A 25,753-nucleotide genomic window follows, 5' to 3' on the forward strand; every position below is an offset into this window, starting at 1 on the left:
CAAGGAACCTGTATGCAGTTGGACCCCGCCAGCGGTTGGTGCCAGGGCGTTCGTCATTGCCCTTCGCCCAACTTCAACGAGCGCCCCGCAGGTGAAGTCTCGCTGTTGGTGGTGCATAACATCAGCCTGCCGCCGGCGCAGTTCGCCACCGGCAAGGTGCAGGAATTTTTCCAGAATCGCTTGGATGTCACGGAACATCCTTACTTTGCAGGGATTGCCGACCTACGCGTGTCAGCGCATTTTCTGATTGAACGCGACGGAGGGGTGACGCAGTTTGTGTCCTGCCTCGACCGCGCCTGGCATGCCGGGGTTTCCAGCTTCGAGGGGCGCGAAACGTGCAATGACTTTTCCCTGGGGATCGAGTTGGAAGGTACGGATGACCTGCCGTTTACCGATGCCCAATATGCGTCACTGATCGACCTGACACGTCAGTTGCTGGCGACTTACCCGGGCATCACCCGTCAGCGCATTTGTGGTCACAGCGATATCGCCCCGGGGCGCAAGACCGATCCCGGGCCCGCTTTTGATTGGATGCGCTTTCGCAGCGCCCTGCAGGATGGAGGACACGCACAATGAGTTTCCTGGTGTTGGTGCTGGCGGTCTGGATCGAGAAATTCTCGGCCTTGCGCCAAAAGTTGCAGCGCGACGGCAGATGGCTGCGCGAATTGGCCAGATTGGAATCGAGCCCGCGCCTGGGCGAACAGCCCTGGTTGATTCTGGCGCTGCTGGTGTTGCTGCCGGTAGCCGTGGTGGCGTTGTTGCTGCTGATGCTGGAACCGGTGGCCTACGGCCTGTTGGCGCTGCCGGTGCATTTGCTGGTGCTGATCTACAGCCTGGGGCGCGGTGATCTGCTGGCCGGGCTTGGCCCGTTCCGCGATGCCTGGCGGCGCGGCGACCTGCAGGCCGCCGAGCATGTGGCCGAGCGTGACCTGAAGGTCGCTGCCGACAGTGGCGAGCAGTTGCTGGAACGTGTCCAGGGGTATCTCCTGTGGCAGGCCTATCAGAGCTTCTTTGCGGTGATCTTCTGGTATTTCCTGTTGGGCCCGGTCGCAGCCCTGGCCTATCGCCTGCTGGCGCTGGCCAGCGAACACAGTCAGAACCCTCTGGTGGCCGAGCGTGCCGCGCAACTGCGGCATGCCTTTGACTGGTTGCCGGTGCGCTTGCTGGCGGCGAGCTTCGCCTTGGTGGGCAACTTTGTCGCGGTCAGCCGAGTGATGCTCCACGAGCTGCTGAGCTGGGACATCAGTGCCGCGCAACTGGTGAACAAAGTCGGCCTGGTGGCCGCCGAAATCCCGCCGCCGGTGGTGGGGGCCGACGGCATCAACAGCCTGGATCGCCTGTGGGAACTGCTGCTGCGCGCGGCGGTGCTGTGGTATGCCGGTTTCGCCATCTGGACTGTGTTGCCCTAGCGGTCACGCTCAATCCCTGTGGGAGCAAGCCTGCTCCCACAGCGCGTTAACTTTACGTTACAAAACTCCCTTGCGATTTGAGCTATACAAGCAGAGCGCCAAATAGTGGCTATCTGCCGCCGCCCTGCGCCTCAAATAAAAATAATAGGAAGGGAGTTCACCTGTGAAGAGCTTGCTCTATCCCGCCGTCGCGCTGATGAACCGCCTGAGCTTCGGCATGAAGTTCAGTTTGATCAGCGTGTTGTTCCTGTTGCCGATGCTGGCGACCAACTATTTTCTGGTGCGCGATTCCTGGCGTGAATTCCAGGGCACCCGCATCGAACTGCAAAGCCTGGATTTGCTCGGCAGCAGCTTGGCCTTGCGCCGTGACCTGGAAACCCTCAACAACCAGGTGCAGATCAACGCGACCCTCGGCCAATCCGGCAAGGCGGGCGATCTGGAGGGCGCGATCAACACCCTGGAACAAAGTGTGCTGGCGCGCCTGCAAGGCCTGAGCGCGATGGCCACCGACCCCGAGCAAGTCGCCGTCTTCGACGCCAAGCGCGACGAACTGGTCGGCGCCTTCAAGGCCCAGCAACAGGAGTCATCGCTACAGAGCAAAAGTGCGCTGATCGGCAAACTGTTGAACAAGGCGCAGATGCTCAGCCAGATCATCGCCAGCCAATCCGGCTTGAGCCGCGACCCCCAGAGTGATCTGCGCCAGCTCAGCGAACTGATCACCGGCGTCACGCCGCAAGTCACCCAGACGTTGGGCGAAGGGCGGGCAATGGGCGCGTACTCCCTCGGCCAGGGTTTTCTGAACTCCTCCTCCAGCACGCGCTTCGACGAACTGTTGCAGCAGTTGGAAAAACTCCAGGCCGAATACGGCTTGAAGCTGCAGGACGCCCTGGGCTCCAGCAAAGCCGCCCACACAGCGCTCGACAGCCTGGCCAAGGCCAGCAACGCGAGCCTCAAGCAAGGCAGTGAACTGTTTGAAGAGCAGGTGGTGATGGCCGAAACCCTCGACGCACCGTGGCAGGGCTTCTACGACGACGTGAGTCAACTGATGGCCCAGACCTACCAACTCAATGAGGCCACCCTGGGTTTCCTCGGACAGCAGTTGGAGCAACGGCTGACGCAAAACCGCACGCACATGGTCGTACTGGTGTCGGCCCTGGCGGCGGTGTTTTTGCTGATCTTTTATCTGTACGCCGGTTTCTATGCCTCGACGCGTACCACGTTGCGGCGCTTGGGGGCGATGATGGACAAGGTGGCGGCGGGCGATATGACCGTCACGTTTGTCGCCCGCAGCCGCGACGAGTTGGGCGAACTGGGCCAAGTGTTCAATGGCACCGTGGCCAAGATCCACGACCTGATCGAGCGCGTCGGGCACACCGTCAGCCAGGTTGAGTTGCAGGCCGGCCAGGTCGAGGCGGTCTCGGCCCGCAGTAACCAGGCGGTCTCCGGGCAGCGCAGCCAGATCGAACAGGTAGCGACGGCCATGAACCAGATGTCCTCCACCGCCCAGGAAGTGGCACGCAGCGCGGCGGCGGCGGTGAGCAGCGCCCATAGCGTCAACGATGAAACCGTCAGCGGCCGTGGCCTGGTGCAGTCCCAGCAAGGCAGCATTGCGCGGTTGGCATCGGAGATCGATGAGTCGGTACGCGTGATCAATCAACTGGCCACCGACAGCCAATCCATCAGCAGCGTGCTGGAAGTGATCAAGAGCATCGCCGAGCAAACCAACCTGCTGGCGCTCAACGCCGCGATCGAAGCGGCCCGCGCCGGGGAGCAGGGCCGCGGCTTTGCGGTGGTGGCCGATGAAGTGCGGACCCTGGCCCGGCGCACCCAGCACTCCACTGAAGAGATCGAGCAGATGATCAGCCGCTTGCACAGCGGTGTCGGCGCGGCGGTCAAGGCCATGGGCACCAGCCATGCCATGGCTGAAGGCACCGTGGGCCAGTCGGAAAAGGTCCAGCAGGCCCTGGAAAATATTCTCGGCGCCGTCGGCATGATCGTGGATCAGAACCAGCAGATTGCCGCCGCCGTCGAGCAGCAAACCGCGGTCGCCCACGACATTGACCGCAACATCGTCGAAATCAACCGCGCCGGAGAGCATGCGGCCGACGGTGCGTACCAGACCGAAGCGGCCAGCCGGCAGTTGTCGCAGCAGGTGATCGAGCTGAAGCAACTGATCGGCGCATTTCGGGTGTAGGGTCTGTTAGTAGGATTTGTCCTTTGTGGTTGTGGTGTTTGTCTTAATTTTGCGACGTATCTTTTCTGGCGGCGTGAATAGGTGAAAATTTGTTTCACCTGGTCACAGTCCCAAGGAGGCACGGCGATGATCGCTGCATTCGGTATCAGAGGGCGCTGCGCCCGATGCGACATGACGTTTGAACTCAAGCCTTGGCAGTTGAACGCGATTGCCATCGACGAGCCGTTCGAGTGCGTGTATTGCCAGTCGGGCCTGCAGTTGCGGTGTCGCAAACAGCAGCGTCAATTTCGTGCGCTGGACCAGTGGGCGCTGGTTCGCCCGAGCATGATCATCCTGACCTGCGTGACCTTGCTGGTGGCACTGGTGGCGGAGTGGGTGGGGTTACTCAGTGTGATCGAGCAGCTCAACCTTTCACTGGTGACGGTGCTGATCCACTGCCTGGTGCTGCGTTTTGCCCGCCATCGGCAACGCATGACCCTGGACCTGCAGGCCGTCAGCCCGCTACCAATTGAACAGCTCGCACGCGTTGCGTGTGCTCGCCTGCGCCAGCGATAACGGGCTCAGGCCCATACGCTCGGCCAACGCGGCGCAGATCTCGGGCAGGTGTTCCGGGCTGTTGCGCTGGCCGGGGTGCATGGCGGGGGCCATGTCCGGTGCATCGGTTTCCAGTACCACGGCTTCCAGGGGCAGTTGCGCGAGTACTTTGTGCATGCGCAGCGCCTGTGGCCAGGTGGCCGCGCCGCCCAGGCCCAGTTTGAACCCCAGCTTGATGTACTCGCGCGCCTCTTCGCGGCTGCCGGCGAAGGCGTGGATGATGCCGCCCCGTGGCAGGCGGATGCGCTTGAGGGTGGCGATCACGGCGGCATGGCTGCGGCGCACATGCAGCAGGGCCGGCAGTTGGAAATCCACGGCCATCTTGAGTTGGGCTTCGAACAGATGTTGCTGGCCTTCACGGTCGAGGTGTTCGAGGAAGTAATCCAGGCCGATCTCGCCCACCGCGCACAATTGCCGATGGCCCCGCAGGCGGGTCAGCCAGTCGCCCAGGGCCGTCAGGTCGGCGGGGCGATGCTCGTCGAGGTACACCGGGTGCAGGCCGAAGGCTGCGAACAAACCTTCATCGTCTTGCACCAGATCCCACAGTCGTTGCCAATTTTGCTGATACACCCCCAACACCACCATGCGCTGTACGCCGAGTTGGCGGCTGTGCGCGAGGACTTGCCGGCGATCGCTGTCGAAGTCCGGGAAGTCCAGGTGGGTGTGGGTGTCGATCAGCTCCACGCTCAAACCTCGTGAATGCGCTGCTTGAAGGTGCGGCCGATGGCGTTTACGCCGGGTTGATACTGTTGTTCTTCAATCGCAGCCAGGGCCAGGCGCAGCGCGGTGTCGGCGATCAGTTGATGTTGCTGGGCCATGGCATTCACCGGCAGCGGCAGGAAATCCAGCAGTTGGGTATCACCGAAGGTGCCCAGGCGCAGCGGCCGCGTCTTGAGCGGGAAGTCATGCAGTGCGTCGAACACGCCTTGCAGCAGCACGTAGGACGTCGTCACCAGCGCGTCAGGCAAATGCCCCAGGCGCTGCAGTAATTGCTCCATCAGTTGCCGGCCGCAGTCGCGGCTGAACGCCTCGCCGTGTTCGACGATCACTTCACCGCCGAACCCCTGCAGCGCTTCACGGAAACCGGCGGCGCGCGCCTGGCTGATGCTCAGCTCGGGCCGCGCGCCGATCAGCGCGATCTGCTTGGGCAGCGGTTGCAACAGGCTGCTGGTCAGTTGCTGGCAGGCCTGGCGGTCGTCGCTGACCACCGAGCAGAACTGCGCGGGGTCCATCTCGCGGTCGATGGCGATGACCGGCAAACCCTTGGCTTGCAGCTCGCGATAACTGTCGTCGCTGGCCGGCAGGCAGCTGGCAACGAACAGCGCGTCGCAGCGTCGGGCGCGGAACAGTTGCAGCAACTGGCGCTCGCTGTCGGCGTCATCGTCGGAGCTGGCGATCAGCAATTGATAGCCTCGCGCGCGCGCGCCCTGTTCCAACAACTTGGCAATTCGTGCGTAACTGGGGTTTTCCAGGTCTGGCAGGATGAAACCCAAGGTGCGCGTATGCCGGCTGCGCAGTCCCGCAGCCTGGGGGTTGGGCGTGAAACCATGGGCTTGGACCACCGCACGCACGCGCTCGACGGTTGCGCTGCTGATGCGTTGTTGTTCGGCTTTGCCATTGATGACATAGCTGGCGGTGGTCACGGACACACCGGCGAGACGGGCGATATCACTGAGTTTCAAACCGGGATTTCCTTGTTTTCTGGAGCTTGCCCCGACATTTTGTCCAATCGTAACCGATTACTGCAGACGACCAATGTCTCAGCTCAAGTGCCGAGTGGGTCTTCAAGGATGCGCAATTAACGCGTAATCTGCCACGAATTCTAGATTAAACGTTTCAGCAGGCGTATTTTTGCGATGTTCGCTACTGAGTGGCTACTGCCAACCGACTGCTCAGTCAGTTTGTTCATGAACGACTTTAGACTGATTTATTCAAAACAATACCTAGTGCGCCCGACGCACTAACTAGGAGAACGGCATGCTTGAGCTCACCATAGAGCAGATTTCCATGGGCCAGACGGCTGTGGACAAATCTGCTGCCTTGCACCTGCTCGCTGACAAACTGGTGGCCGACGGCCTGGTCGCCGAGGGTTATCTCAGCGGCTTGCAAGCCCGTGAAGCCCAAGGTTCGACCTTTCTCGGTCAAGGTATCGCGATCCCTCACGGCACCCCCGAAACCCGCGATCAGGTATTTTCCACCGGCGTGCGCCTGCTGCAGTTCCCCGAAGGGGTGGACTGGGGCGATGGCCAGATCGTCTACCTGGCCATTGGCATTGCCGCCAAATCAGACGAACACCTGCGCCTGCTGCAATTGCTGACCCGCGCCCTCGGGGAAACCGACCTGGGCCAGGCACTGCGCCGCGCCGCTTCCGCCGAGGCCCTGCTGAAACTGTTGCAGGGCGCGCCGCAGGAACTGGCATTGGACGCGCAAATGATCGGGCTCGGTGTGTCCGCCGATGATTTTGAAGAGCTGGTGTGGCGTGGCGCCCGCCTGCTGCGCCAGGCCGATTGTGTGAGCAATGGCTTTGCCGCCGTGTTGCAGCAGGTCGATGCGCTGCCCCTGGGCGATGGCCTGTGGTGGTTGCACAGCGAGCAGACCGTCAAGCGCCCGGGGCTGGCGTTTGTCACCCCGGACAAACCCATGCGTTACCTCGGCCAGCCCCTCAATGGTCTGTTCTGCCTGGCCAGCCTCGGCGAGGCGCACCAGACCTTGCTCGAACGCCTGTGTGCGCTGTTGATTGAAGGGCGTGGCCAGGAACTGGGCCGCGCCACCAGCAGCCGTGCGGTGCTTGAAGTATTGGGCGGTGAGCTGCCACCCGACTGGCCCAGCGCACGCATCGCCCTGGCCAATGCCCATGGCCTGCACGCGCGGCCGGCGAAGATCCTCGCGCAACTGGCAAAAAGTTTTGACGGCGATATTCGTGTACGCATCGTCGATGGCGCGGTGGGCGCCGTGTCGGTGAAAAGCCTGAGCAAGCTGCTCAGCCTCGGCGCCCGGCGTGGCCAGGTGCTGGAGTTTGTCGCAGAGCCGACGATTGCCGACGATGCGCTGCCCGCCTTGCTGGCCGCGGTACAAGAGGGGCTTGGCGAAGAGGTCGAGCCGCTGCCTGTCGCGAGTGCACAAGCCGCCGCCGTGGTGCTCGAACCGACGCTCAGCGCGCCCCTGGCCGGCAGCCAGATCCAGGCCATCGCCGCCGCACCGGGCATCGCCATCGGCCCGGCGCATATCCAGGTGCTGCAACCGTTCGACTATCCGTTGCGTGGCGAGTCCTCGGCCATCGAGCGCCAGCGCCTGCACGCCTCACTGGCCGATGTGCGCGGCGATATCCAGGGCCTGATCGAACGCAGCCAGGCCAAGGCGATCCGCGAGATTTTCATCACCCACCAGGAAATGCTCGACGACCCGGAACTGACCGACGACGTCGACACCCGCCTCAAGCAGGGTGAAAGCGCCGAAGCCGCCTGGATGAGCGTGATCGAAGCCGCCGCCAAGCAGCAGGAATCGTTGCAGGACGCCTTGCTCGCCGAGCGCGCCGCCGACCTGCGCGACATCGGTCGCCGTGTGCTGGCGCAGTTGTGCGGTGTCGAAACCGTCCAGGAACCGAACGAACCCTACATCCTGGTGATGGACGAAGTCGGCCCGTCGGATGTGGCGCGCCTCGACCCGGCGCGCGTCGCCGGCATTCTCACCGCCCGTGGCGGCGCCACCGCCCACAGCGCCATCGTCGCCCGCGCCCTGGGCATCCCCGCCTTGGTGGGCGCCGGCCCGGCCGTGTTGCTGCTGGCCGCCGGTACGCCGTTGCTGCTCGACGGTCAGCGCGGCCGCCTGCATGTCGACGCCGACGCCGCGACCCTGCAACGCGCCAGCGTCGAACGCGACACCCGTGAACAACGCCTGCAAGCCGCCTCGGCGCAGCGCCATCAGCCGGCCCTGACCCGGGATGGGCACGCCGTGGAAGTGTTCGCCAACATCGGCGAAAGCGCCGGCGTGGCGAGCGCGGTGGAGCAGGGCGCCGAAGGCATTGGCCTGCTGCGCACCGAACTGATTTTCATGGCCCACCCCCAAGCGCCGGACGAAGCCACCCAGGAAGCTGAATACCGCCGCGTGCTCGATGGCCTCGGCGGTCGCCCGTTGGTGGTCCGCACCCTGGATGTGGGCGGCGACAAACCGCTGCCGTATTGGCCGATCGCCGAGGAAGAAAACCCCTTCCTCGGCGTGCGCGGCATTCGCCTTACGCTGCAACGCCCGCAGATCATGGAAGCGCAATTGCGCGCACTGCTGCGCTCGGCGGATAACCGGCCGCTGCGCATCATGTTCCCCATGGTTGGCAGCGTCGATGAGTGGCGCGCTGCGCGGGACATGACCGAGCGCCTGCGCCTGGAAATCCCGGTGGCCGACCTGCAACTGGGGATCATGATCGAAGTGCCGTCCGCCGCGTTGCTCGCGCCGGTGCTGGCCAAGGAAGTCGACTTCTTCAGCGTCGGCACCAACGACCTGACCCAGTACACCCTGGCCATCGACCGTGGCCACCCGACGCTGTCGGCCCAGGCCGATGGCCTGCACCCCGCCGTGTTGCAACTGATCGACATCACCGTGCGCGCCGCCCATGCCCATGGCAAATGGGTTGGCGTGTGCGGTGAGCTGGCCGCCGATCCGCTGGCGGTGCCGGTGCTGATCGGTCTCGGCGTGGATGAGTTGAGCGTGTCGGCCCGCAGCATTCCCGAGGTGAAGGCGCGGGTGCGAGAATTCAGTCTGAGCGAGGCCCAGGGCCTGGCGCAACAAGCACTCACGGTGGGTTCGCCCGCTGAAGTGCGAGCCCTTGTGGAGGCCGTGTAGATGGCAAGGATTTTGACCCTGACGCTGAACCCGGCGTTGGACCTCACGGTACGCCTGGCGCGCCTGGAACCCGGTGAAGTCAATCGCAGCGAGACGATGCTGACCCACGCGGCCGGCAAGGGCGTGAACGTCGCCCAGGTGCTGGCCGACCTCGGTCATCAGGTCACCGTCGGTGGTTTTCTCGGCGCGGACAACCCCCAGGCCTTTGACGCGCTGATCGCGCGCCGTGGGTTTGCCGATGCGTTCATCCGCGTGCCCGGCGAGACCCGCAGCAATATCAAGATCGCCGAACAGGATGGCCGCGTCACCGACATCAATGCGCCGGGGCCGCTGGTCAGCGAGCAGGCGCAGCAGGCGTTGCTCAACCAACTCACGCTGATCGCCCCGGGGCACGATGCGGTGGTGGTCGCCGGCAGCTTGCCGTGCGGTGTCAGCCCGCAGTGGTTCCAGGGCTTATTGGTGCTGCTGAAAGACCTCGGCTTGAAAGTTGCCCTGGACACCAGCGGCGCTGCCCTGCGCGCCGGGTTGCAGGCCGGCCCGTGGTTGATCAAGCCCAATACCGAAGAACTTGCCGAAGCGCTGGACTGCCCGACCGACTCCGTCGACCAACAGGCCCAGGCCGCCGTGCGTTTGCATGCCGGCGGCATCGAGCATGTGGTGATTTCCCACGGTGCCGACGGCGTCAACTGGTTCAGCCCCGGCACGGCGCTGCATGCCACGCCGCCGAAAGTCAGCGTCGCGAGTACGGTCGGCGCGGGCGATTCGCTGCTGGCCGGGATGCTCCACGGTTTGCTCGGTTTCGATCTGCCCGAGACCACCTTGCGCCGCGCCACGGCGATTGCCGCGATGGCCGTCACGCAGATCGGGTTTGGCATCAGCGATGATGCGCAATTGGCGCGTCTCGAAAGCGGCGTCCATGTGCGCCCGCTGACAGAACAATAAGAGGGTTTGTGATGAATTTAGCCATTGTTACCGCCTGCCCGAACGGCATGGTCACCAGTGTGCTGTGCGCCCGTTTGCTCGACGCCGCCGCGCAGCGCCAGGGCTGGAGCACCAGCGTCGAAGTGGTGGACGTGCAGCGCCCGGAACGCCAGTTGTCCCAGGCCACGCTCGATGCTGCCGAGTGGGTGTTGCTGGTCAGCAGCACGCCGCTGGATATGCAGCGGTTTGTCGGCAAGCGTGTGTATCAGAGCACCCCGGCCCAGGCCTTGCAGGACGTCGAGGCGGTGTTGCGGCGTGGCGCCGAAGAGGCTCAGGTGTATGTCGCCAGCGAAGCCCCGGTGGCGGCCAAGCAAGCCCCGCGTATTGTCGCGATCACCGCCTGCCCGACCGGCGTGGCCCACACCTTCATGGCCGCCGAAGCGTTGCAGCAGACCGCCAAGCGCCTGGGCTATGACTTGCAGGTAGAAACCCAGGGTTCGGTCGGCGCGCGCACGCCGTTGAGCCCGCAAGCGATTGCCGAGGCGGATGTGGTGCTGCTGGCGGCGGATATCGAAGTCGCCACCGAGCGCTTCGCCGGCAAGAAGATCTACCGCTGCGGCACCGGCATCGCCCTCAAGCAAGCCGAAGCGACCCTCAACAAGGCCCTGGCCGAAGGCACCGTGGAAAGCGCGGCGAGCGGGGCGGTGGCTAAGTCGGAAAAAACCGGGGTCTACAAACACCTGCTGACCGGCGTGTCGTTCATGTTGCCGATGGTGGTGGCGGGCGGTCTGTTGATCGCCTTGTCGTTCGTGTTCGGCATCCATGCCTTTGAAGAAAAAGGCACCCTGGCGGCGGCGCTGAAAACCGTCGGCGACCAGGCCTTCATGCTCATGGTGCCGCTGCTCGCGGGCTATATCGCCTATTCGATTGCCGACCGCCCCGGCCTGGCCCCCGGCATGATCGGCGGCTTGCTGGCCGGGACGTTGGGCGCGGGCTTTATCGGCGGGATTATTGCCGGTTTCCTCGCCGGTTACTGCGTCAAGCTGATCACCGGCGCGGTGCGCCTGCCGCAAAGCCTGGAGCCGCTCAAGCCGATCCTGATCATCCCGTTGCTGGCAAGCCTGTTCACGGGCCTGGCGATGATCTACCTGGTAGGCCCGCCGGTGGCGCGGCTGCTCACCGGGCTGACCGACTTCCTCAGCACGATGGGCACCACCAATGCCGTGCTGCTCGGCATCCTGCTCGGCGGCATGATGTGCGTTGACCTGGGCGGGCCGATCAACAAGGCCGCGTATGCGTTCTCTGTCGGCTTGCTGGCGGCGTCCAGCGGTGCGCCGATGGCGGCGACCATGGCGGCCGGCATGGTGCCGCCGATCGGCATGGGCATCGCGACCTTCCTGGCCCGGCGCAAGTTTGCCCAGACCGAACGCGAGGCCGGCAAGGCCGCGATGATTCTGGGCCTGTGCTTTATCTCCGAAGGCGCGATCCCGTTTGCTGCCAAGGACCCGCTGCGGGTGATCCCGGCCAGCATCGCCGGCGGCGCGTTGACCGGCGCGCTGTCGATGTACTTCGGCTGCAAACTGGCCGCACCCCACGGCGGCTTGTTTGTGCTGGTGATCCCGAATGCGATGAACCATGCGCTGCTGTACTTGCTGGCGATTGCCGCCGGTAGCGTGTTGACGGGGTTGGTGTATGCGCTGATCAAACGCCCGGAAGCGGTGGAACTGGCAGTCACACCCGCCCAAGCCTGACGCTGTGGAAAATGTGGGAGGGGGCTTGCCCCCGATGGCGATGTGTCAGTCACCCATGAATGGACTGACCCACCGCCATCGGGGGCAAGCCCCCTCCCACATTAAGATCTGCGAGGCCTTGAAGGCGGTGTCATATCGGCTTCATCACCCTGTGCTCTAGTTGCCCTTTTGATACTCAAGAGGGCATCTGCATGAGCCATTTCGATCTCGGCCGTCGCCGCGTGATGCAAGCCGTCGGCGCGGGCCTGTTGCTGCCGGGGCTGGCACCGGCGGTGATTGCGTCGGTGAAGGACCGGCCGCAACTCACCGATGGCGTGCAGTCCGGCGACCTGCTCGGCGACCGCGCGATGATCTGGAGCCGCAGCGACCGCCCGGCGCGGATGGTGGTGGAATGGGACACCCGCAGTGTGTTCAGTAACCCACGCCGATTCGTCTCGCCGCTGGCCGACAACCGCAGCGACTTTACCGCCCGCGTCGAACTCACCGGCCTGCCCGCCGACCAGGCGATTTTCTACCGCGTGCATTTCGAAGACGCCCAGACCGGCGTCGCCAGCGAGCCCTGGTTCGGCCACCTGCGCAGCGTGCCGCAACAGCGTCGCGATATTCGTTTTGTGTGGAGCGGCGACACCGTCGGCCAAGGCTTCGGCATCAACCCGGACATCGGCGGCATGCGGATCTACGAAGCCATGCGTCTGCGCCTGCCGGACTTTTTTATCCACAGCGGCGACACCATCTACGCCGACGGCCCGGTGCCGGCGCAACTGACCACCGAAGGCGGGCGCATCTGGCGCAACATCACCACCGAGGCCAAGAGCAAAGTCGCTGAAACCCTCGATGAGTATCGCGGCAATTACCGCTACAACCTGCTGGATGAAAACGTGCGGCGCTTTAACGCCGAAGTACCGCAGATCTGGCAGTGGGACGACCACGAAGTGGTGAACAACTGGTCGCCGAGCAAGCAGCTCGATGAGCGTTACCAGACCAAGGACATCAACACCCTGGTCGGTCATGCGCGTCAGGCCTGGCTGGAATATTCACCCATGCGTCGGCAAAGCGCCGACGGCGGCGGGCGGATTTATCGCAAGCTCAGTTATGGCCCGCTGCTGGATGTGTTCGTGCTCGACATGCGCAGCTATCGCGGGCCCAACGATGACAACCTGGGCGGCGCCAAACCCTTCCTCGGCCGAGAGCAACTGGACTGGCTCAAGCGCGAACTCCAGACGTCCCAGGCCCAATGGAAGGTGATCGCCGCCGACATGCCGATCGGCCTCGGCGTGCCCGACGGCGAAGTCAGCCCGGGCGTACCGCGCTGGGAAGCGATCGCCAACAACGACCCCGGCCCGGCGCAAGGGCGCGAGTTGGAAATCGCCGAGCTGCTCGGGTTTCTGCGCGCGCAGCAGGTGCGCAACCATGTGTGGTTGACGGCGGATGTGCATTACTGCGCGGTGCATCACTACCACCCGGATCGGGCGGCGTTCCAGGACTTCGAGCCGTTCTGGGAGTTTGTCGCGGGGCCGTTGAATGCGGGGAGCTTCGGGCCCAATCCGCTGGATAAAACCTTTGGTCCGCAGGTGGTGTTCGAGAAAGCACCGCCGGCGCAGAACACCTCGCCGTTTGCCGGTTTCCAGTTTTTCGGCGAAGTGCAGATCGATGGGCAGACGGCGGAGTTGACGGTGATGCTGCGTGATCTGGATGGGGTTTCAGTGTTCGAGCAAAAGCTGCAACCGGTCTGATTGAGGGTGCAGTCAAAAACTGACTTGGAATACAGTCAAAAACTGTGGGAGGGGGCTTGCCCCCGATAGCGGTGTGTCAGTAACCCATGAGTTGACTGATCCACCGCCATCGGGGGCAAGCCCCCTCCCACATAGGTTCTTCAGTGGTTAGAGGATCTCAGTAGACATCGCGGCGATAGCGGCCCTGTTCGATCAAGCGCTCCACCGCCTCACTGCCCAGCACCTCATGCAGCACCTGATCCACTCCTGCGGCCATCCCCTGCAAACTGCCGCACACGTAAATCGCCGCGCCGTCCGCCAGCCATCGACGCAACACGTCCGCCGATTCGCGCAGGCGGTCCTGCACGTAGATCTTTTCCTCCTGGTCGCGGGAAAACGCCAGGTCCAGCAGCGCCAGGTCACCGCTGGCCAGCCAGCCTTGCAGTTCGTCCTGGCACAGGTAGTCGTGGGCGATAGTGCGTTCGCCGAACAACAGCCAGTTGTGCTGCTGGCCGTCGGCAATGCGTGCCTTGAGCAAGCTGCGCAAACCGGCCAGGCCAGTGCCGTTGCCCAGCAGGATCAACGGCGCAGGCGCGTCCGGCAGGTGGAAAGCGCTGTTGCGGCGCAGGCGCAGGCTGATGCTCGAGCCGAGGGCCGCGTGTTCGGTCAGCCAGCCCGAGCCAAGGCCGAGGGTGCCGTCCGGATGACGTTCCTGGCGCACGATCAACTCCAGCACGCCGTCGCTGGGAATCGAGGCGATGGAGTATTCGCGCATGCCCAGGGGCGCCAGCGCGTTCACCAGCGCCTGGGCATGCAGGCCCACCAGATGGGCGCGGTTGTCCGGCAATTGGCGGGTGGCCAGGGCCTGGTCGAGGGTGTGGGCCAGGCCGTCGATCAGCACGCTCTCGCTGCCGGCCAGGCCCAGGCCCCCGAGGAACTGCGCGATGGCCCGGCTGCCGTTGCGCGGCAGGATTTCCACCAGGTCGCCGGCCGTCCAGCGTTGCCCTGACGGCGCGCTCAGCTCCAGCAGGTACACAGCCGAACCGACACTGCCAGGGTTGAGCAAGGTGCGTTGGTTCAAGCTGCAGTTTTCATACTGTGCGCTCGGCCACGCCGCTGTCGGTGCGTGCCCGGTGAGTTGCCCCAGCTGTTGTTGCCAGTGCTGCAGGGCATGGGTGTCGCCGCTGTCGACTTCCACGGGGGCGAACAACGGGGTGCCGCCCTGGTTGGTCAGCCAGAAGTGCAGGCGCCGCGCAAAGCCGCAGAAGTGCTGGTACTGGCGATCGCCGAGGGCCAGTACCGAGTAGTTCAAGCCTTTGAGGGACAGGTCCTGCCCGAGCACGCTGCGCTCGAAGCCACGGGCGCTGTCGGGGGCTTCGCCGTCGCCGAAGGTGCTGACCACGAACAGCGCATTTTCTGATTGGCGCAGTTGGTCCTGGCTGACGCTGCCCAGCGGCTGCACGTTCACTGGCAAGCCCGCGGCCTGCAGTTGCCCGGCGGTCTGCCAGGCCAGTTGTTCGGCAAAACCGCTCTGGCTGGCGAAGCCGATCAGCCAGGCCGGCGCATGGCTGTGATTGGCGCTGAGGCGCTCGCGGGCATCGCGTACCTGGCGCTTTTTACGGCGACGGTCGAGGTACAGCAGCCAGCCGGTGATGAAGAACAACGGCATGCACAGCGCGCTGATGGTGAGGATGATCCGCCCCACCAGGCCGAAGTAACTGCCGGTGTGCAGCGCGTAGAGGCTGGTCAGCAATTGAGCCTTGAGGCTCTTGCTGGCGTAGCGCTCGTGGGATTTCACCGCGCCGGTGGCCGGGTCCAGGTTGATCTGGTTCAGCGCGCGGTCGTGGGGCGAGTTTTTCAGCAGGTAAAACACCGTGGCCGGCTGCCCGGCGACTGCCGGCATGCGGATGTTGTAGGCACTCAAGTCGGGGCCGGCGCTGCTGTAGATGCTGCTCCAGATCGCCGCGTAGTTGGCCTCCGGCGTCGGGCCCGCGGGCGGTGGGCCGCGTTTGCGCATCCGTTCGTTCTGCGGGGCGTCGGACAGCAGCTTGTTCAGGCCCTGGTTGTACCACTCGTAGGACCACGACAGGCCGGTCAGCGCCGCCAACAGATAGAACAACAGGCACCAGGTGCCGAACACCGAGTGCAAGTCCCAATTGAAGCTGCGACCTTTTTTGCGCCAGTCCAGGGTCAGCCACACGCGCCAGTTCGCCACCTGGCGCGGCCAGCGCAGGTACAGGCCGGACAGGCAGAAGAACAGCAGGATCAGCGTGCAGGCCCCGGTGATTTGCCGGCCGGTGTCGCCCATGGCCAGGAAACGGTGCAGTTGCAGGAGAAACCCGAACACGTCCTGGCCGACGGCGTCGCCCATGTAGTCGCCGGTGTAGGGGTCGAAGTAACGCATCTGGCCGCGCCGTTCACCCGGCGGCGGGGTGAAGAACACGCGTGCGGCGGTGCCGCTGTCGGTTTCCACCCACAGCATCGACACGCGCTTGCCTTCGCTGGCTTCGAGCTTGCGCACTAGTTCGGCGGGCGGCAGTACCCCGGCGTCGCGTTTTGCCACGCTCAGCACGCTGGGGTTGAGCGCGCGCAGTATTTCATCCTGGAACGACACCGCCGCCCCGGTGATCCCCATCAAGGCCAGCACCAGCCCGGCAGTGATGCCGAAGAACCAGTGCAACTGGAACAGGGTTTTCTTCAACACGTCGGACCGCCTCGCTCATCTGGATATCTGTATCACGGCGCGCATTATGCCGTGGGTTGTCGAGAAACTTTGTTGTTTAACACGCAAAAGCCCCACGCATCGATGCGTGGGGCTGTTGGCTGCGGGTTGACCGTTTAGAAGTGGAAGCTGGTGGTCAACAGTGCGGTGCGCCCGGCCGCCTGGTTGGCGAAGTGGGTCGAGAAGGCCTTGTCGTAGTAGGTTTTGTCGGTCAGGTTCTGCACGTTCAGTTGCAGGTCGACGTTCTTGGTCAGCTTGTAGCTGGCCATGGCGTCGTAGCGCGTGTAGGACGGTACATACACGGTGTTGCCGGCATCGCCGTAGACCTCGTCGACATAGAACGCACCGCCGCCGATGGTCAGCTTCGACGTGATGTCGTAGGTGGTCCACAGGCTGAAGGTGTTCTTCGGCGTATTGGGCATTTGGTTGCCCTCGCTGGAGCCGGCGCTGAGCACCCCGTTGCGCCCGTTGCGTCCGGATTTGACCAGCTCGCTGTCGAGGTAGCTGTAGCCGGCGAACACTTGCCATTGATCCGTGAGTTTGCCGCTGGCCGAGAGTTCGAGGCCATCGACGCGGGATTCACCGGCGTTCTCGTAGGTCAGGGCATCCACCAGAATGCGCGTGTTCTTCTTCTCGGTGCGGAACACGGCAGCCGTCAGCGAAAGGCGGTCGTGGAACAGATCCCACTTGGTGCCCAGCTCGTAGTTGACGGTTTCTTCCGGTTGCAGGTCGCTGGTGGCGGCGCCGGCGGACAGTGGGTTGCCGTCGGAGCCTTCACCGACCAGACCACCGGCCGGCGTGGCCGAGGTAGCGTAGGACGCATAGATGCTGGCGTTCTCCACCGGCTTCCAGACCAGGCCGGCCTGCCAGTTGAAGAACTGGCTGTCGTCTTTGATCTTGGTACGCCCGGTGGTGGCGTTGGTGTTGGCCTCGGTGTCGAAGGTGTCGTAGCGCAGGCCGACGTTCAGCAGCCATTTCGGGTCCAGTTCGATGGTGTCGAACACGTAGGCGCCGCGGCTGGTGGCTTTGGTGTTGGTGCCGTTGTAGTTGCGCGCGATGCTGCCGGTCCAGGCGTCGTCCGGGTTCGGGTTGCTCAGCGAGGTGCATTGGCCGCCCAGGCTGCCTTTGGCCACGGTGCAGACCGGGTTGGCGTTGGGGCTGATGGTGTAGCTGCTGACACGGGTTTCTTCGCCGGTGAACTCGAGGCCGGTGGAGTAGGTGTGCTTGAAACCCAGCGCGTGGAAGTTGCCGAACAGATCGGTCTGGTTGGTGGTGGTCTCGGTGGTCGACACGCGGCTGTTGGCGCGGCGCCACACAGTACCGAACTTGTTGACGTTGAGTTTGCTGTCGTCCGGTTGCGTGAGGATATAGTCCTGGCCGGTGTTGCCATGGCGCAGGGTGTTTTTCAGCGTCATGTTGTCGTTCAGGTCGTGTTCGACGGAGACCGTGCTGATATCGGCGCGGGTCTTGCGGAAGTCGCGACTCTTCAGGCCGTAGAAGTTATTGCTGTCGCCGCCGTCGTTGGGTTTGTCGTGTACGTGGGCGGTGGCGGTCGCGGAGCCGTAACCGTAGGGGATCCCCGAATCCGGCAGGTCGTCGCTTTCCATGTGGTAGTAGCTGACGTTGACGCGGGTCGGCGTGCCCAGGCCAAAGGTCAGCGACGGCGCCACGCCCCAGCGGTCGTAATTCACCGCGTCGCGGCCGGCGACGTTTTGTTCGTGGCTCATCAGGTTCAGGCGGAACGCGGCGCTGTCGTCGAGGAATTGGCGGTTGACGTCGAGCACGTAGCGGCGGGTCTGGTCGGAGCCGTAGGTGAAGCCGCCGTTGGTGAAGTCGCGCGCCTGGGGTGTCTTGCTCACCAGGTTGAGGCTGCCGCCGGCCGAGCCACGCCCGCCGAACGAAGAGTTCGGGCCTTTGCTGACTTCGATCGATTCGATGTCGAAGATCTCACGGCTCTGGCCGCCGGTATCGCGCACGCCGTCCAGGTAGGTGTCGCCCTGGGCGTCAAAACCGCGGATGAACGGGCGGTCGCCCTGGGGGTTGCCACCTTCACCGGCGCCGAAGGTAATGCCGGGCACGGTGCGCAAGGCATCCTGCAACGAGGTGGCGGCGGTGTCCTTGAGCACTTGCTGGGGCACCACGGTGACCGAGCGCGGCGTGTCCACCAGCGGCGCGGTGTACTTTTGCGAAGAGGCTTTTTCGACCTGATAGGAGGTGGCGTCCTGTGCTTCCCCGGTGATGCTGGTGGCGCCCAGGGAGATGCTGTTGCGCTGGCCTTTCTGTTCGGTGTCGTCGGCCGCTTGCGCCAGATGGGCGACAGAGCTGGCGCCGAGTGCAACGCCGATGGCCGAAGCCAGCAGGCGTGGTGAACTGGCAGGTGTTTTTATGCAAGTGCGCGACATGACGTGTCCTTTCCCCAAGGATGTGAGGCCGCGGAATATAGGCTGAACAAGACTTTGTATCAATTGCGACTTATTGCTATTCGTGGCTAATTTACATTCTTTACACTTTTTCCTTACGGTTTTTACGATCTCGTTCGTCTTCGGGTTTTACAGAGAGGATAAGAATCAATACCATTAACGTCTTTCCGCTCTCAGGTAGTGCTCATGTTGCTGCATATTCCCGGCCTGTTCTCTCGTGAGGAAGTGCAGCGCATTCGCCAAGCCCTGGAAACCGCCGACTGGGCCGACGGTAGAATCACCGCCGGGCACCAGTCCGCCAAGGCCAAGCACAACCTGCAATTGCCCGAAGGCCACCCGCTGGCCAAGGAAATCGGTACGGCGATGCTGGAGCGGTTGTGGCAAAACCCGTTGTTTATGTCGGCGGCGTTACCGCACAAAGTCTTCCCGCCGCTGCTCAACTGCTACACGGCCGGGGGCAGTTTCGACTTTCATATCGACAATGCCGTGCGCCAGCCCAAGGGCAGCCAGGAGCGGGTGCGTACCGATCTGTCGTCCACGCTGTTCTTCAGCGACCCGGAGGACTATGACGGCGGCGAACTGGAGATCCAGGACACCTTCGGCGTGCAACGGGTCAAGCTGCCCGCCGGCGATATGGTGCTGTACCCCGGCTCCAGCCTGCATAAAGTCAACGCCGTGACCCGTGGTGCGCGCTACGCCTCGTTTTTCTGGACCCAAAGCCTGGTGCGCGAAGACAGCCAGCGCACCCTGCTGTTCGAGATGGACGGTGCGATCCAGCAACTGACCGCGGCGGTCCCGGACCACCCGGCGTTGATCCAGCTCACCGGCACTTACCACAACCTGTTGCGTCGCTGGGTCGAGGTCTGAGCATGGGCTTTTTATTGCGCCGTGAAGAAGTGCTCAACGTCGAGCAGTTGCAGCGCATGCTCGACGACTCGCCAGTGCGCGCGGCCCAGGCGATCCTGATCGCGGCCAGGGAGGGCGTGGCGGATGCCCAGGCCTTGCTCGGGCAGATCCTGCTGGAAGGGCGCGGCATCGAGCGCGATGAAGCGCTGGCACTGCGCTGGTTCCAGATCGCGGCGCAGGGCGGGCACCTGATGGCGCGCAATATGCTGGGGCGTTGCCGCGAGCATGGCTGGGGCTGCGTCGCCGACGAAGCGGCGGCGGCGCGGGACTATCGGCTGGCGGCCGAAGCCGGGTTGGACTGGGGGCAATACAACTACGCCAACCTGCTGGCCACCGGTCGCGGTGTCGCCGAGGACCAGGCGCACGCGCTGAGGTGCTATCGCCAGGCGGCGGAGCAGGGCCACGCCAAGTCGATGAACCTGTTGGGGCGCTATCTGGAAGAGGGTCGGTTTTGCCCGAGGGATCCGGACGCTGCCGTGGCGTGGTATCGACGCTCAGCCGAAGCCGGGGATTTCCGTGGGCAGTTCAGTTACGCGGCGGTACTGGCCGACAGCGGCCAGATCGAGGCGGCGCTGGCATGGTTGCGCAAGGCCTTGGCCGGCGGCAATCTGAAGTTTTTGCGGGTGGCGCACAAGGCGCTGGCGCAGGCGAATGATCCGCGGATTCGGGCGATGGCCGATGCCTATGAGCAACATGCCATGACCTGTTTCTGAGCGATAAAAAAACCCATGACAGGTCATGGGTTTTTTGTTCGCCGGCGTCTTACACGTAATACGACTTCAACGGCGGAAAGCCATTGAACTCAACCGCGCTGTAGCTGGTGGTGTACGCGCCGGTCGACAACCAGTACAACCGATCACCGATCGCCAGGTTCAACGGCAGGCCGTACTTGTAGTTTTCGTACATGATGTCGGCGCTGTCGCAGGTAGGACCGGCGATCACCACTTCTTCCATCTCGCCTTTCTTCTCGGTCCAGATCGGGAACTTGATGGCTTCGTCCATGGTTTCGATCAGGCCGGAGAACTTGCCCACGTCCGTGTACACCCAGCGCTCGACGGCGGTGCGCGATTTACGTGCCACCAGCACCACTTCGCTGACCAGGATGCCGGCGTTGGCGATCAACGAACGGCCCGGTTCCAGGATGATTTCCGGCAGGTCGTCGCCGAAGTCTTCCTTGAGGAAGCGGATGATTTCTTCGGCATAGGTTTCCAGGCTGTTGGTGCGGGTGATGTAGTTGGCCGGGAAGCCGCCGCCCATGTTGATCAGCTTGAGGTGGATGCCGTCTTCTTCCTTCAGGCGCTCGAAGATCACTTTGACCTTGGCGATCGCCGCGTCCCACACGCTGATGTCGCGCTGTTGCGAGCCGACGTGGAACGAGAGGCCATACGGCACCAGGCCCAGGTCGCGGGCGAGGATCAGCAGGTCCATGGCCATGTCGGTCTGGCAGCCGAATTTGCGCGACAGAGGCCAGTCAGCCGTGGTCGAGCCTTCGGTGAGGATACGCACATAGATTTTCGAGCCCGGCGCGGCCTTGGCGATGTTGCGCAGGTCGGCTTCGGAGTCGGTGGAGAACAGGCGCACGCCCTTCTCGTAGAAGTAGCGGATGTCCTTGGATTTCTTGATGGTGTTGCCGTAGCTGATACGGTCGGGGCTGACGCCGCGGGCCATGACCTTGTCCAGCTCGTAGATCGAGGCGATGTCGAAGCTCGACCCCTTGTCTTTCAACAGGTCGATGATCTCGACGGCCGGGTTGGCCTTGACTGCGTAATAGATTTTGGCGAATTCGAAACCGGCGCGCAGGTCATCGTAGGCCTGGCTGATCATCGCGGTGTCGATCACCACGAACGGGGTTTCTTGCTTGTCGGCGAACGCCTTCATTTTGTCAAAAGTGGCGCGCGCGAAATAATCTTCGACGTTGATCGACATGCTGGGAACTCCTAAGGGCAAACTAAATTGATCAATGGGTGCAAATGAACGTCCTCCGTATCCCCACTTTGGTTCGCCTACTTCCCAAGGCATGTCGCCGAAAGCAAAAAGGCCATGGGATAAGCTTCCCTTGGCCTTGCTGTCTCGTCGTCAGTACTTGAGCCGGATGGATCGTTTCCAGCATGGACGTTCGGCGCGAACTTTAGGGCGTGAGGGGCTTGAGATCAACTAAAAATGTCGCGTTTTTGCACGCGTTCGTCGCGGGACCGGGTGCAGCTACTTATGTAACCGACCGGTGTGACGGATTGATGTTCCCCGCAGGCGGATAATCAGGGGGATTTCCCTGACACACCACGGACCAAATGTGGGAGGGGGCTTGCCCCCGATGGCAGTGTGTCAGTCATGAATATATTGACTGATACACCGCCATCGGGGGCAAGCCCCCTCTCACAGTTTTAAGCGTGTTGTGTCAGATCAGGCCAGGGCGGTCTCGGCGGGCGAAACGATACTGGTCTTGCCGCCACGCGACTTGCCGGAGCTCAGGTACTCGGCAATCGATTCCTGGGTTACTTCGCCCAAAAACACCCGCTCGGCGTCCATCACCGGCAACCATGAACGGTTGAACTCGTACATGCGCGACAACAGGATGCGCAAGTGCTCGTCATACGCGGCCGTGGCGTTGAATTCGCGCAGGTATTGACCGCAAGTGCCGGTCTGACGGTGCAGGTCGCGACGGCGCACATAGCCCAGCGCCTTGTTGTCGGCGCAGGTGACCACCACATAGCGGCGGTCGAGTTCGTCCATCAGCTCCAGGGCATCGGCCACCGGGGTTTCCGGGCTGACCGACGGGGCGTTGTCTGCCGCGTCTTCGGCTTTTACCAGCAGCAGACGCTTGAGGGTGCTGTCCTGGCCGACGAAGTTGCTGACGAACTCATCCGCCGGGTGCGCCAGCAGGGTGTCCGGGTGGTCGATCTGCAGCAGTTTGCCGGCGCGGAAGATGGCGATCTTGTCGCCCAGTTTGATGGCTTCGTCGATGTCGTGGCTGACCATGATCACGGTCTTGTTCAGCGCGCGCTGCATTTCGAAGAACTCGTTCTGGATCATCTCGCGGTTGATCGGGTCGACCGCGCCGAACGGCTCATCCATCAGCAGTAACGGTGCATCCGCCGCCAGCGCACGGATCACGCCGATGCGCTGTTGCTGGCCACCGGACAGCTCACGCGGGTAGCGGTGCAGGTACTGTTTGGGCTCGAGCTTGATCATGCTCATCAACTCGCGGGCGCGGTCGTGGCATTTCTGCTTGTCCCAGCCCAGCAACTTGGGCACGACCACGATGTTTTCCTCGATGGTCATGTTCGGGAACAGGCCGATCTGCTGGATCACGTAGCCGATGTTGCGACGCAGGGTCACTTCGTCGAGGTCGGTGGTGTCTTCGCCGTTGATCAGGATCTTGCCCGATGTGGGCTTGATCAGGCGGTTGATCATTTTCAGCGTGGTGCTCTTGCCGCAGCCCGAGGGGCCGAGGAATACGCAAATCTCGCCTTCGTTGACGGTCAGGCTTACGTCGTTCACGGCGGAGACAGTCTTGCCGTTGCTTTGGAAAGTCTTGGTCAGGTGTTGAAGTTCGATCATTTGAGCAGTCCTTTTGGAGTCAGCGAGCGTTGCAGCCATTGCAGAAGCAGGTCGGCGAAGATGGCCAGGAGACTGACCAGCACGGCGCCGACGATCAGCATCGACATGTCGCTGCGGCTGATGGAAGCCAGAATAAGTACACCCAGGCCGCCGGCGCCGATGGTGGCGGCGATGGTCATCACGCCGATGTTCATCACCACGGCGGTGCGTACACCGGCGAGGATCACCGGTACGGCGATGGGCAGTTCGACCATGCGCAGGCGCTGGCCGAAGGTCATGCCGATGCCTTTGGCGGCTTCGCGGATGCCCGGTTCCACGCCGGTCAGGGCCAGGTAGGTGTTACGCATGATCGGCAGCAGGGAGTAGAGGAACACGGCGGTGATCGCCGGCATTGGCCCCAGGCCCTGGCCGAATTTGGAGTAGAACGGCAGCAGCAGGCCAAACAGGGCGATGGACGGCACGGTCAGCAGCACAGTGGCGCTGGCTTGCAGCGGGCCGGCCAGGCTCGGGAAGCGGGTCATCAGCACGCCGAGGGGTACGCCGACGACAATCGCGAGGATCACGGCAATGCCGACCAGGGTGATGTGCTGCCAGGTCAGGTGCAGGACTTGGGCCCAATCAAGATGGGAAAAGGCGTTTAAAAATTCCATGTCTTCTCCTCTTAGTTGAGTGGATGCTGGCGCAGGAAAGCGGCGGCGACGGCGGATGGGCTTTCATGGTCGACGTCGACCCGCGCGTTCAGCTCGCGCATGGTTGTATCGTCAAACAGTGCGGCCAGTGGCTTCAGATCGGCGGCCAGTTGCGGATGAGCGTCCAGGTACACCTGACGCACCACCGGCGCGGCGGTGTAGTCCGGGAAGTAGTGCTTGTCGTCTTCGAGCAGCTTCAATTTGAAGGCATTCAGGCGCCCGTCAGTGGTGTACACCAAGCCGGCAAACACCTGGCCGTTACGCAACGCGGTGTAGACCAGCCCGGCGTCCATCTGCCGGGTGTTTCTGCGGGTCAGGTTCATGTCGTAGAGCTTGACCATGCCGCCCATGCCGTCGGAACGGTTGGCGAACTCGGTGTCCAGGGCCACCAGGCGCGTGGCCTTGGTTTTTTCCGCGAGGGCTTGGGTCAGATCGCTGATCGTGTTGATCTGCGGGAATTCCTGGGCCACGTTCTCAGGCAATGCCAGCGCGTAGGTGTTGCTGAATTTCGATGGCGACAGCCAGACCAGGCCTTTTTTCGCGTCGAGTTCTTTCACCCGAGCGTAGGACTGTTCGCTGTCGAGCTTCTCGTCCACATGGTTGTAGGCCACCAGCGACACGCCGGTGTATTCCCAGATCAGGTCCAGTTGCCCGCTTTCCTGGGCACTGCGCGCCAGGTTGCTGCCCAGGCCGCCGGTCACGCGGGTGTCGTAACCCTTGGTGCGCAGGTACTGGGAAGTGATTTCGGCGAGCAGGGTTTGTTCAGTGAACACCCGTGCGCCGATGCGGATACCGGTTTTTCAGCGGCTTGCGCAAACCCTGCAAACAGCAGGACGCAGCTCAATATCAATGTCAGTTTTTTCATGTGAATTCCTTTGCCGAGCCTTAAGACGCACGCACTCCGCGTTCCAGCCAGAGGCGGCTGCCCATGGTCACCAGACCGTCGAGCAGCAGGGCCAACAGCGCGGTACACGCGGCGCCGAGCAGCAATTGCGGCTGATTGTTCAGGGCGATGCCGGGGAAGATCAGGCTGCCCAGGCTGTTGGCGCCGATCAGGAATGCCAGCGGCGCGGTGCCGACGTTGATCGCCAGGGCCACGCGCACGCCGCCGATGATGATCGGCACGGCGTTCGGCAATTCGACGCGAAACAGCACCTGGCGCGGGGTCATGCCGATGCCGGTGGCGGCTTCTTTCAGCGAGCCCTGGACGTTTTTCAGGCCTTCGTAGGTGTTGCGCACGATGGGCAGCAATGAAGCGAGGAACAGCGCGAAGATCGCCGGGCCGCTGCCGATGCCGAGGACGCCGAGGGCGATGGCCAGTACGGCCAGGGGAGGGACGGTGTTGCCGATGTTGAAGATCTGCATGAAGCGTTCGGCGCGCCCGACCATGTTCGGGCGGCTGAGCAGGATACCGGCGGGGAGGCCCACAATCAGGGCGGCCAGCATGGAGACTAGGACGAGAATCAGGTGAGCTTGCAGGTAAAACAACAAATCGTCGCGGTACAGTTCGATGGTGTTGATGCCGATCCAGTGGATCAGCAGGGCCAGGAGAGCGACGACAACCGCTCCTCCTATCAGCCCTTTGCCATAGCGAATAGCCACAGGCGGACTCCTTTTTTCTTCTGTCGGCGAACACATTCCTGCGTGGCATGCCACTGCTGGCTGCCGTTGAATGTGGTCGCGAAAAGCAGCTCGCCCATGCCGGCAAAAGCGGCATGAGGTCAAGCCATGAGCGCAGCCTCGTCAGACTAACTTGCTGATTTTTCAGCCCCTGTTTCGAGTGCGGTTGCAGGGGAGTGGACGTCTCTACCTTTTAAAAGGTTCCATACTTGGCAGTATTTAGCCACCCCCAACCGGGTGAACGGTGGTCCGGCACCCTGGGTTTGCGCTATACTCGCCGCCCTTTTTTGACTCACCTGCCAGGCGATTTCCCATGACCCACCAGGCCGCCGAAGTCGCGAAACGCCGCACTTTCGCCATTATTTCCCACCCTGACATTACCCTCTGAGTCAGGCGAAGACAGGCCCCGTCATATTCCGAT

At 63.1% G+C, this 25,753-nt stretch carries 18 protein-coding genes and 2 pseudogenes; 11 read left to right on the top strand and 9 right to left on the bottom strand.

Annotated features, from left to right (window positions below; all coding sequences use genetic code 11):
• Positions 1-12 precede the first annotated feature (12 nt).
• From ampD to TU80_RS19350, 4 genes are all read left to right on the top strand, one after another.
• Complete coding sequence (ampD, locus tag TU80_RS19335) at positions 13-576, top strand: 1,6-anhydro-N-acetylmuramyl-L-alanine amidase AmpD (protein WP_017845463.1); 564 nt, start codon at positions 13-15, stop codon at positions 574-576.
• Positions 573-1,409, top strand: a complete 837-nt coding sequence (gene ampE, locus TU80_RS19340; protein ID WP_057005142.1) for a regulatory signaling modulator protein AmpE — start codon at positions 573-575, stop codon at positions 1,407-1,409. Before ampD ends, ampE begins: the two co-directional genes overlap by 4 nt.
• Positions 1,410-1,572: 163 nt before the next feature.
• Positions 1,573-3,603, top strand: coding sequence for a methyl-accepting chemotaxis protein (locus TU80_RS19345; RefSeq protein ID WP_057005143.1), 2,031 nt, complete (start codon positions 1,573-1,575; stop codon positions 3,601-3,603).
• A 126-nt stretch (positions 3,604-3,729) separates the two neighbouring features.
• Entirely contained in the window at positions 3,730-4,158 is a 429-nt protein-coding gene (locus TU80_RS19350; RefSeq protein WP_017845460.1) for a hypothetical protein, read from the top strand.
• Here the strand turns inward: TU80_RS19350 and TU80_RS19355 are convergent.
• Both TU80_RS19355 and cra read right to left on the bottom strand, forming a co-directional pair.
• Positions 4,105-4,881: a TatD family hydrolase gene (locus TU80_RS19355; protein ID WP_057005144.1), complete on the bottom strand. Its 777-nt coding sequence runs from the start codon at positions 4,879-4,881 to the stop codon at positions 4,105-4,107. The two genes, TU80_RS19350 and TU80_RS19355, sit on opposite strands and share 54 nt — an antisense overlap.
• 2 nt (positions 4,882-4,883) lie before the next feature.
• The gene (gene cra, locus TU80_RS19360) at positions 4,884-5,879 is read right to left on the bottom strand and encodes a catabolite repressor/activator (RefSeq protein WP_017845458.1); all 996 of its coding nucleotides are present in this window, start codon (positions 5,877-5,879) and stop codon (positions 4,884-4,886) included.
• A 295-nt stretch (positions 5,880-6,174) separates the two neighbouring features.
• Here cra and ptsP point away from each other — a divergent pair, with 295 nt between their 5' ends.
• From ptsP to TU80_RS19380, 4 genes are all read left to right on the top strand, one after another.
• Positions 6,175-9,033: a phosphoenolpyruvate--protein phosphotransferase gene (gene ptsP, locus TU80_RS19365; RefSeq protein ID WP_057005145.1), complete on the top strand. Its 2,859-nt coding sequence runs from the start codon at positions 6,175-6,177 to the stop codon at positions 9,031-9,033.
• Positions 9,034-9,975: a 1-phosphofructokinase gene (gene pfkB / locus TU80_RS19370; protein ID WP_057005146.1), complete on the top strand. Its 942-nt coding sequence runs from the start codon at positions 9,034-9,036 to the stop codon at positions 9,973-9,975.
• A gap of 11 nt (positions 9,976-9,986) precedes the next feature.
• Positions 9,987-11,705, top strand: a complete 1,719-nt coding sequence (locus TU80_RS19375) for a PTS fructose-like transporter subunit IIB (protein WP_017845455.1) — start codon at positions 9,987-9,989, stop codon at positions 11,703-11,705.
• 191 nt (positions 11,706-11,896) lie between these two features.
• Positions 11,897-13,438 carry an alkaline phosphatase D family protein gene (locus tag TU80_RS19380; protein WP_057005147.1) on the top strand — a complete coding sequence of 514 codons (1,542 nt, stop codon included), beginning with the start codon at positions 11,897-11,899 and terminating at the stop codon, positions 13,436-13,438.
• A 157-nt stretch (positions 13,439-13,595) separates the two neighbouring features.
• Here TU80_RS19380 and TU80_RS19385 read toward each other — a convergent pair whose 3' ends face one another.
• Positions 13,596-16,121, bottom strand: a complete 2,526-nt coding sequence (locus TU80_RS19385; RefSeq protein WP_057005148.1) for a PepSY domain-containing protein — start codon at positions 16,119-16,121, stop codon at positions 13,596-13,598.
• A gap of 134 nt (positions 16,122-16,255) precedes the next feature.
• A complete protein-coding gene (locus TU80_RS19390) occupies positions 16,256-18,541 on the bottom strand; it encodes a TonB-dependent receptor (protein ID WP_057005149.1) in 2,286 nt (761 codons plus the stop codon).
• A gap of 204 nt (positions 18,542-18,745) precedes the next feature.
• On the opposite strand from TU80_RS19390, the gene TU80_RS19395 reads away from it, so the two are divergent.
• The gene (locus TU80_RS19395; protein ID WP_017845451.1) at positions 18,746-19,426 is read left to right on the top strand and encodes a Fe2+-dependent dioxygenase; all 681 of its coding nucleotides are present in this window, start codon (positions 18,746-18,748) and stop codon (positions 19,424-19,426) included.
• A gap of 2 nt (positions 19,427-19,428) precedes the next feature.
• Complete coding sequence (locus tag TU80_RS19400) at positions 19,429-20,178, top strand: tetratricopeptide repeat protein (RefSeq protein WP_057005150.1); 750 nt, start codon at positions 19,429-19,431, stop codon at positions 20,176-20,178.
• Between the two features lie 49 nt (positions 20,179-20,227).
• Here the strand turns inward: TU80_RS19400 and TU80_RS19405 are convergent, their stop codons facing one another.
• The 5 genes and pseudogenes from TU80_RS19405 to TU80_RS19425 all read right to left on the bottom strand — a co-directional run bounded on the left by TU80_RS19405 (position 20,228) and on the right by TU80_RS19425 (position 25,314).
• Positions 20,228-21,391 (bottom strand): type III PLP-dependent enzyme, encoded by a 1,164-nt coding sequence (locus TU80_RS19405; protein WP_017845449.1) that lies wholly within the window; start codon positions 21,389-21,391, stop codon positions 20,228-20,230.
• Positions 21,392-21,865: 474 nt separating this feature from the next.
• Positions 21,866-23,023 carry an osmoprotectant ABC transporter ATP-binding protein OsmV gene (locus TU80_RS19410; RefSeq protein ID WP_017845448.1) on the bottom strand — a complete coding sequence of 386 codons (1,158 nt, stop codon included), beginning with the start codon at positions 23,021-23,023 and terminating at the stop codon, positions 21,866-21,868.
• On the bottom strand, positions 23,020-23,673 hold the full coding sequence (locus TU80_RS19415) for an ABC transporter permease (RefSeq protein WP_017845447.1): 654 nt from the start codon (positions 23,671-23,673) through the stop codon (positions 23,020-23,022). The genes TU80_RS19410 and TU80_RS19415 overlap by 4 nt, the downstream gene beginning before the upstream one ends.
• 11 nt (positions 23,674-23,684) lie before the next feature.
• A pseudogene (locus TU80_RS19420) lies at positions 23,685-24,577 on the bottom strand (glycine betaine ABC transporter substrate-binding protein).
• Positions 24,578-24,597: 20 nt separating this feature from the next.
• Entirely contained in the window at positions 24,598-25,314 is a 717-nt protein-coding gene (locus TU80_RS19425; RefSeq protein ID WP_046384714.1) for an ABC transporter permease, read from the bottom strand.
• A 331-nt stretch (positions 25,315-25,645) separates the two neighbouring features.
• Between TU80_RS19425 and TU80_RS34025 the strand changes: the two are divergent.
• Positions 25,646-25,708, top strand: a pseudogene (locus tag TU80_RS34025) (hypothetical protein); the annotation flags it as partial.
• Between the last annotated feature and the right edge of the window lie 45 nt (positions 25,709-25,753).

It is taken from the genome of Pseudomonas veronii, from assembly GCF_001439695.1.
Classification (GTDB): Bacteria; Pseudomonadota; Gammaproteobacteria; order Pseudomonadales; family Pseudomonadaceae; genus Aquipseudomonas; species Aquipseudomonas veronii.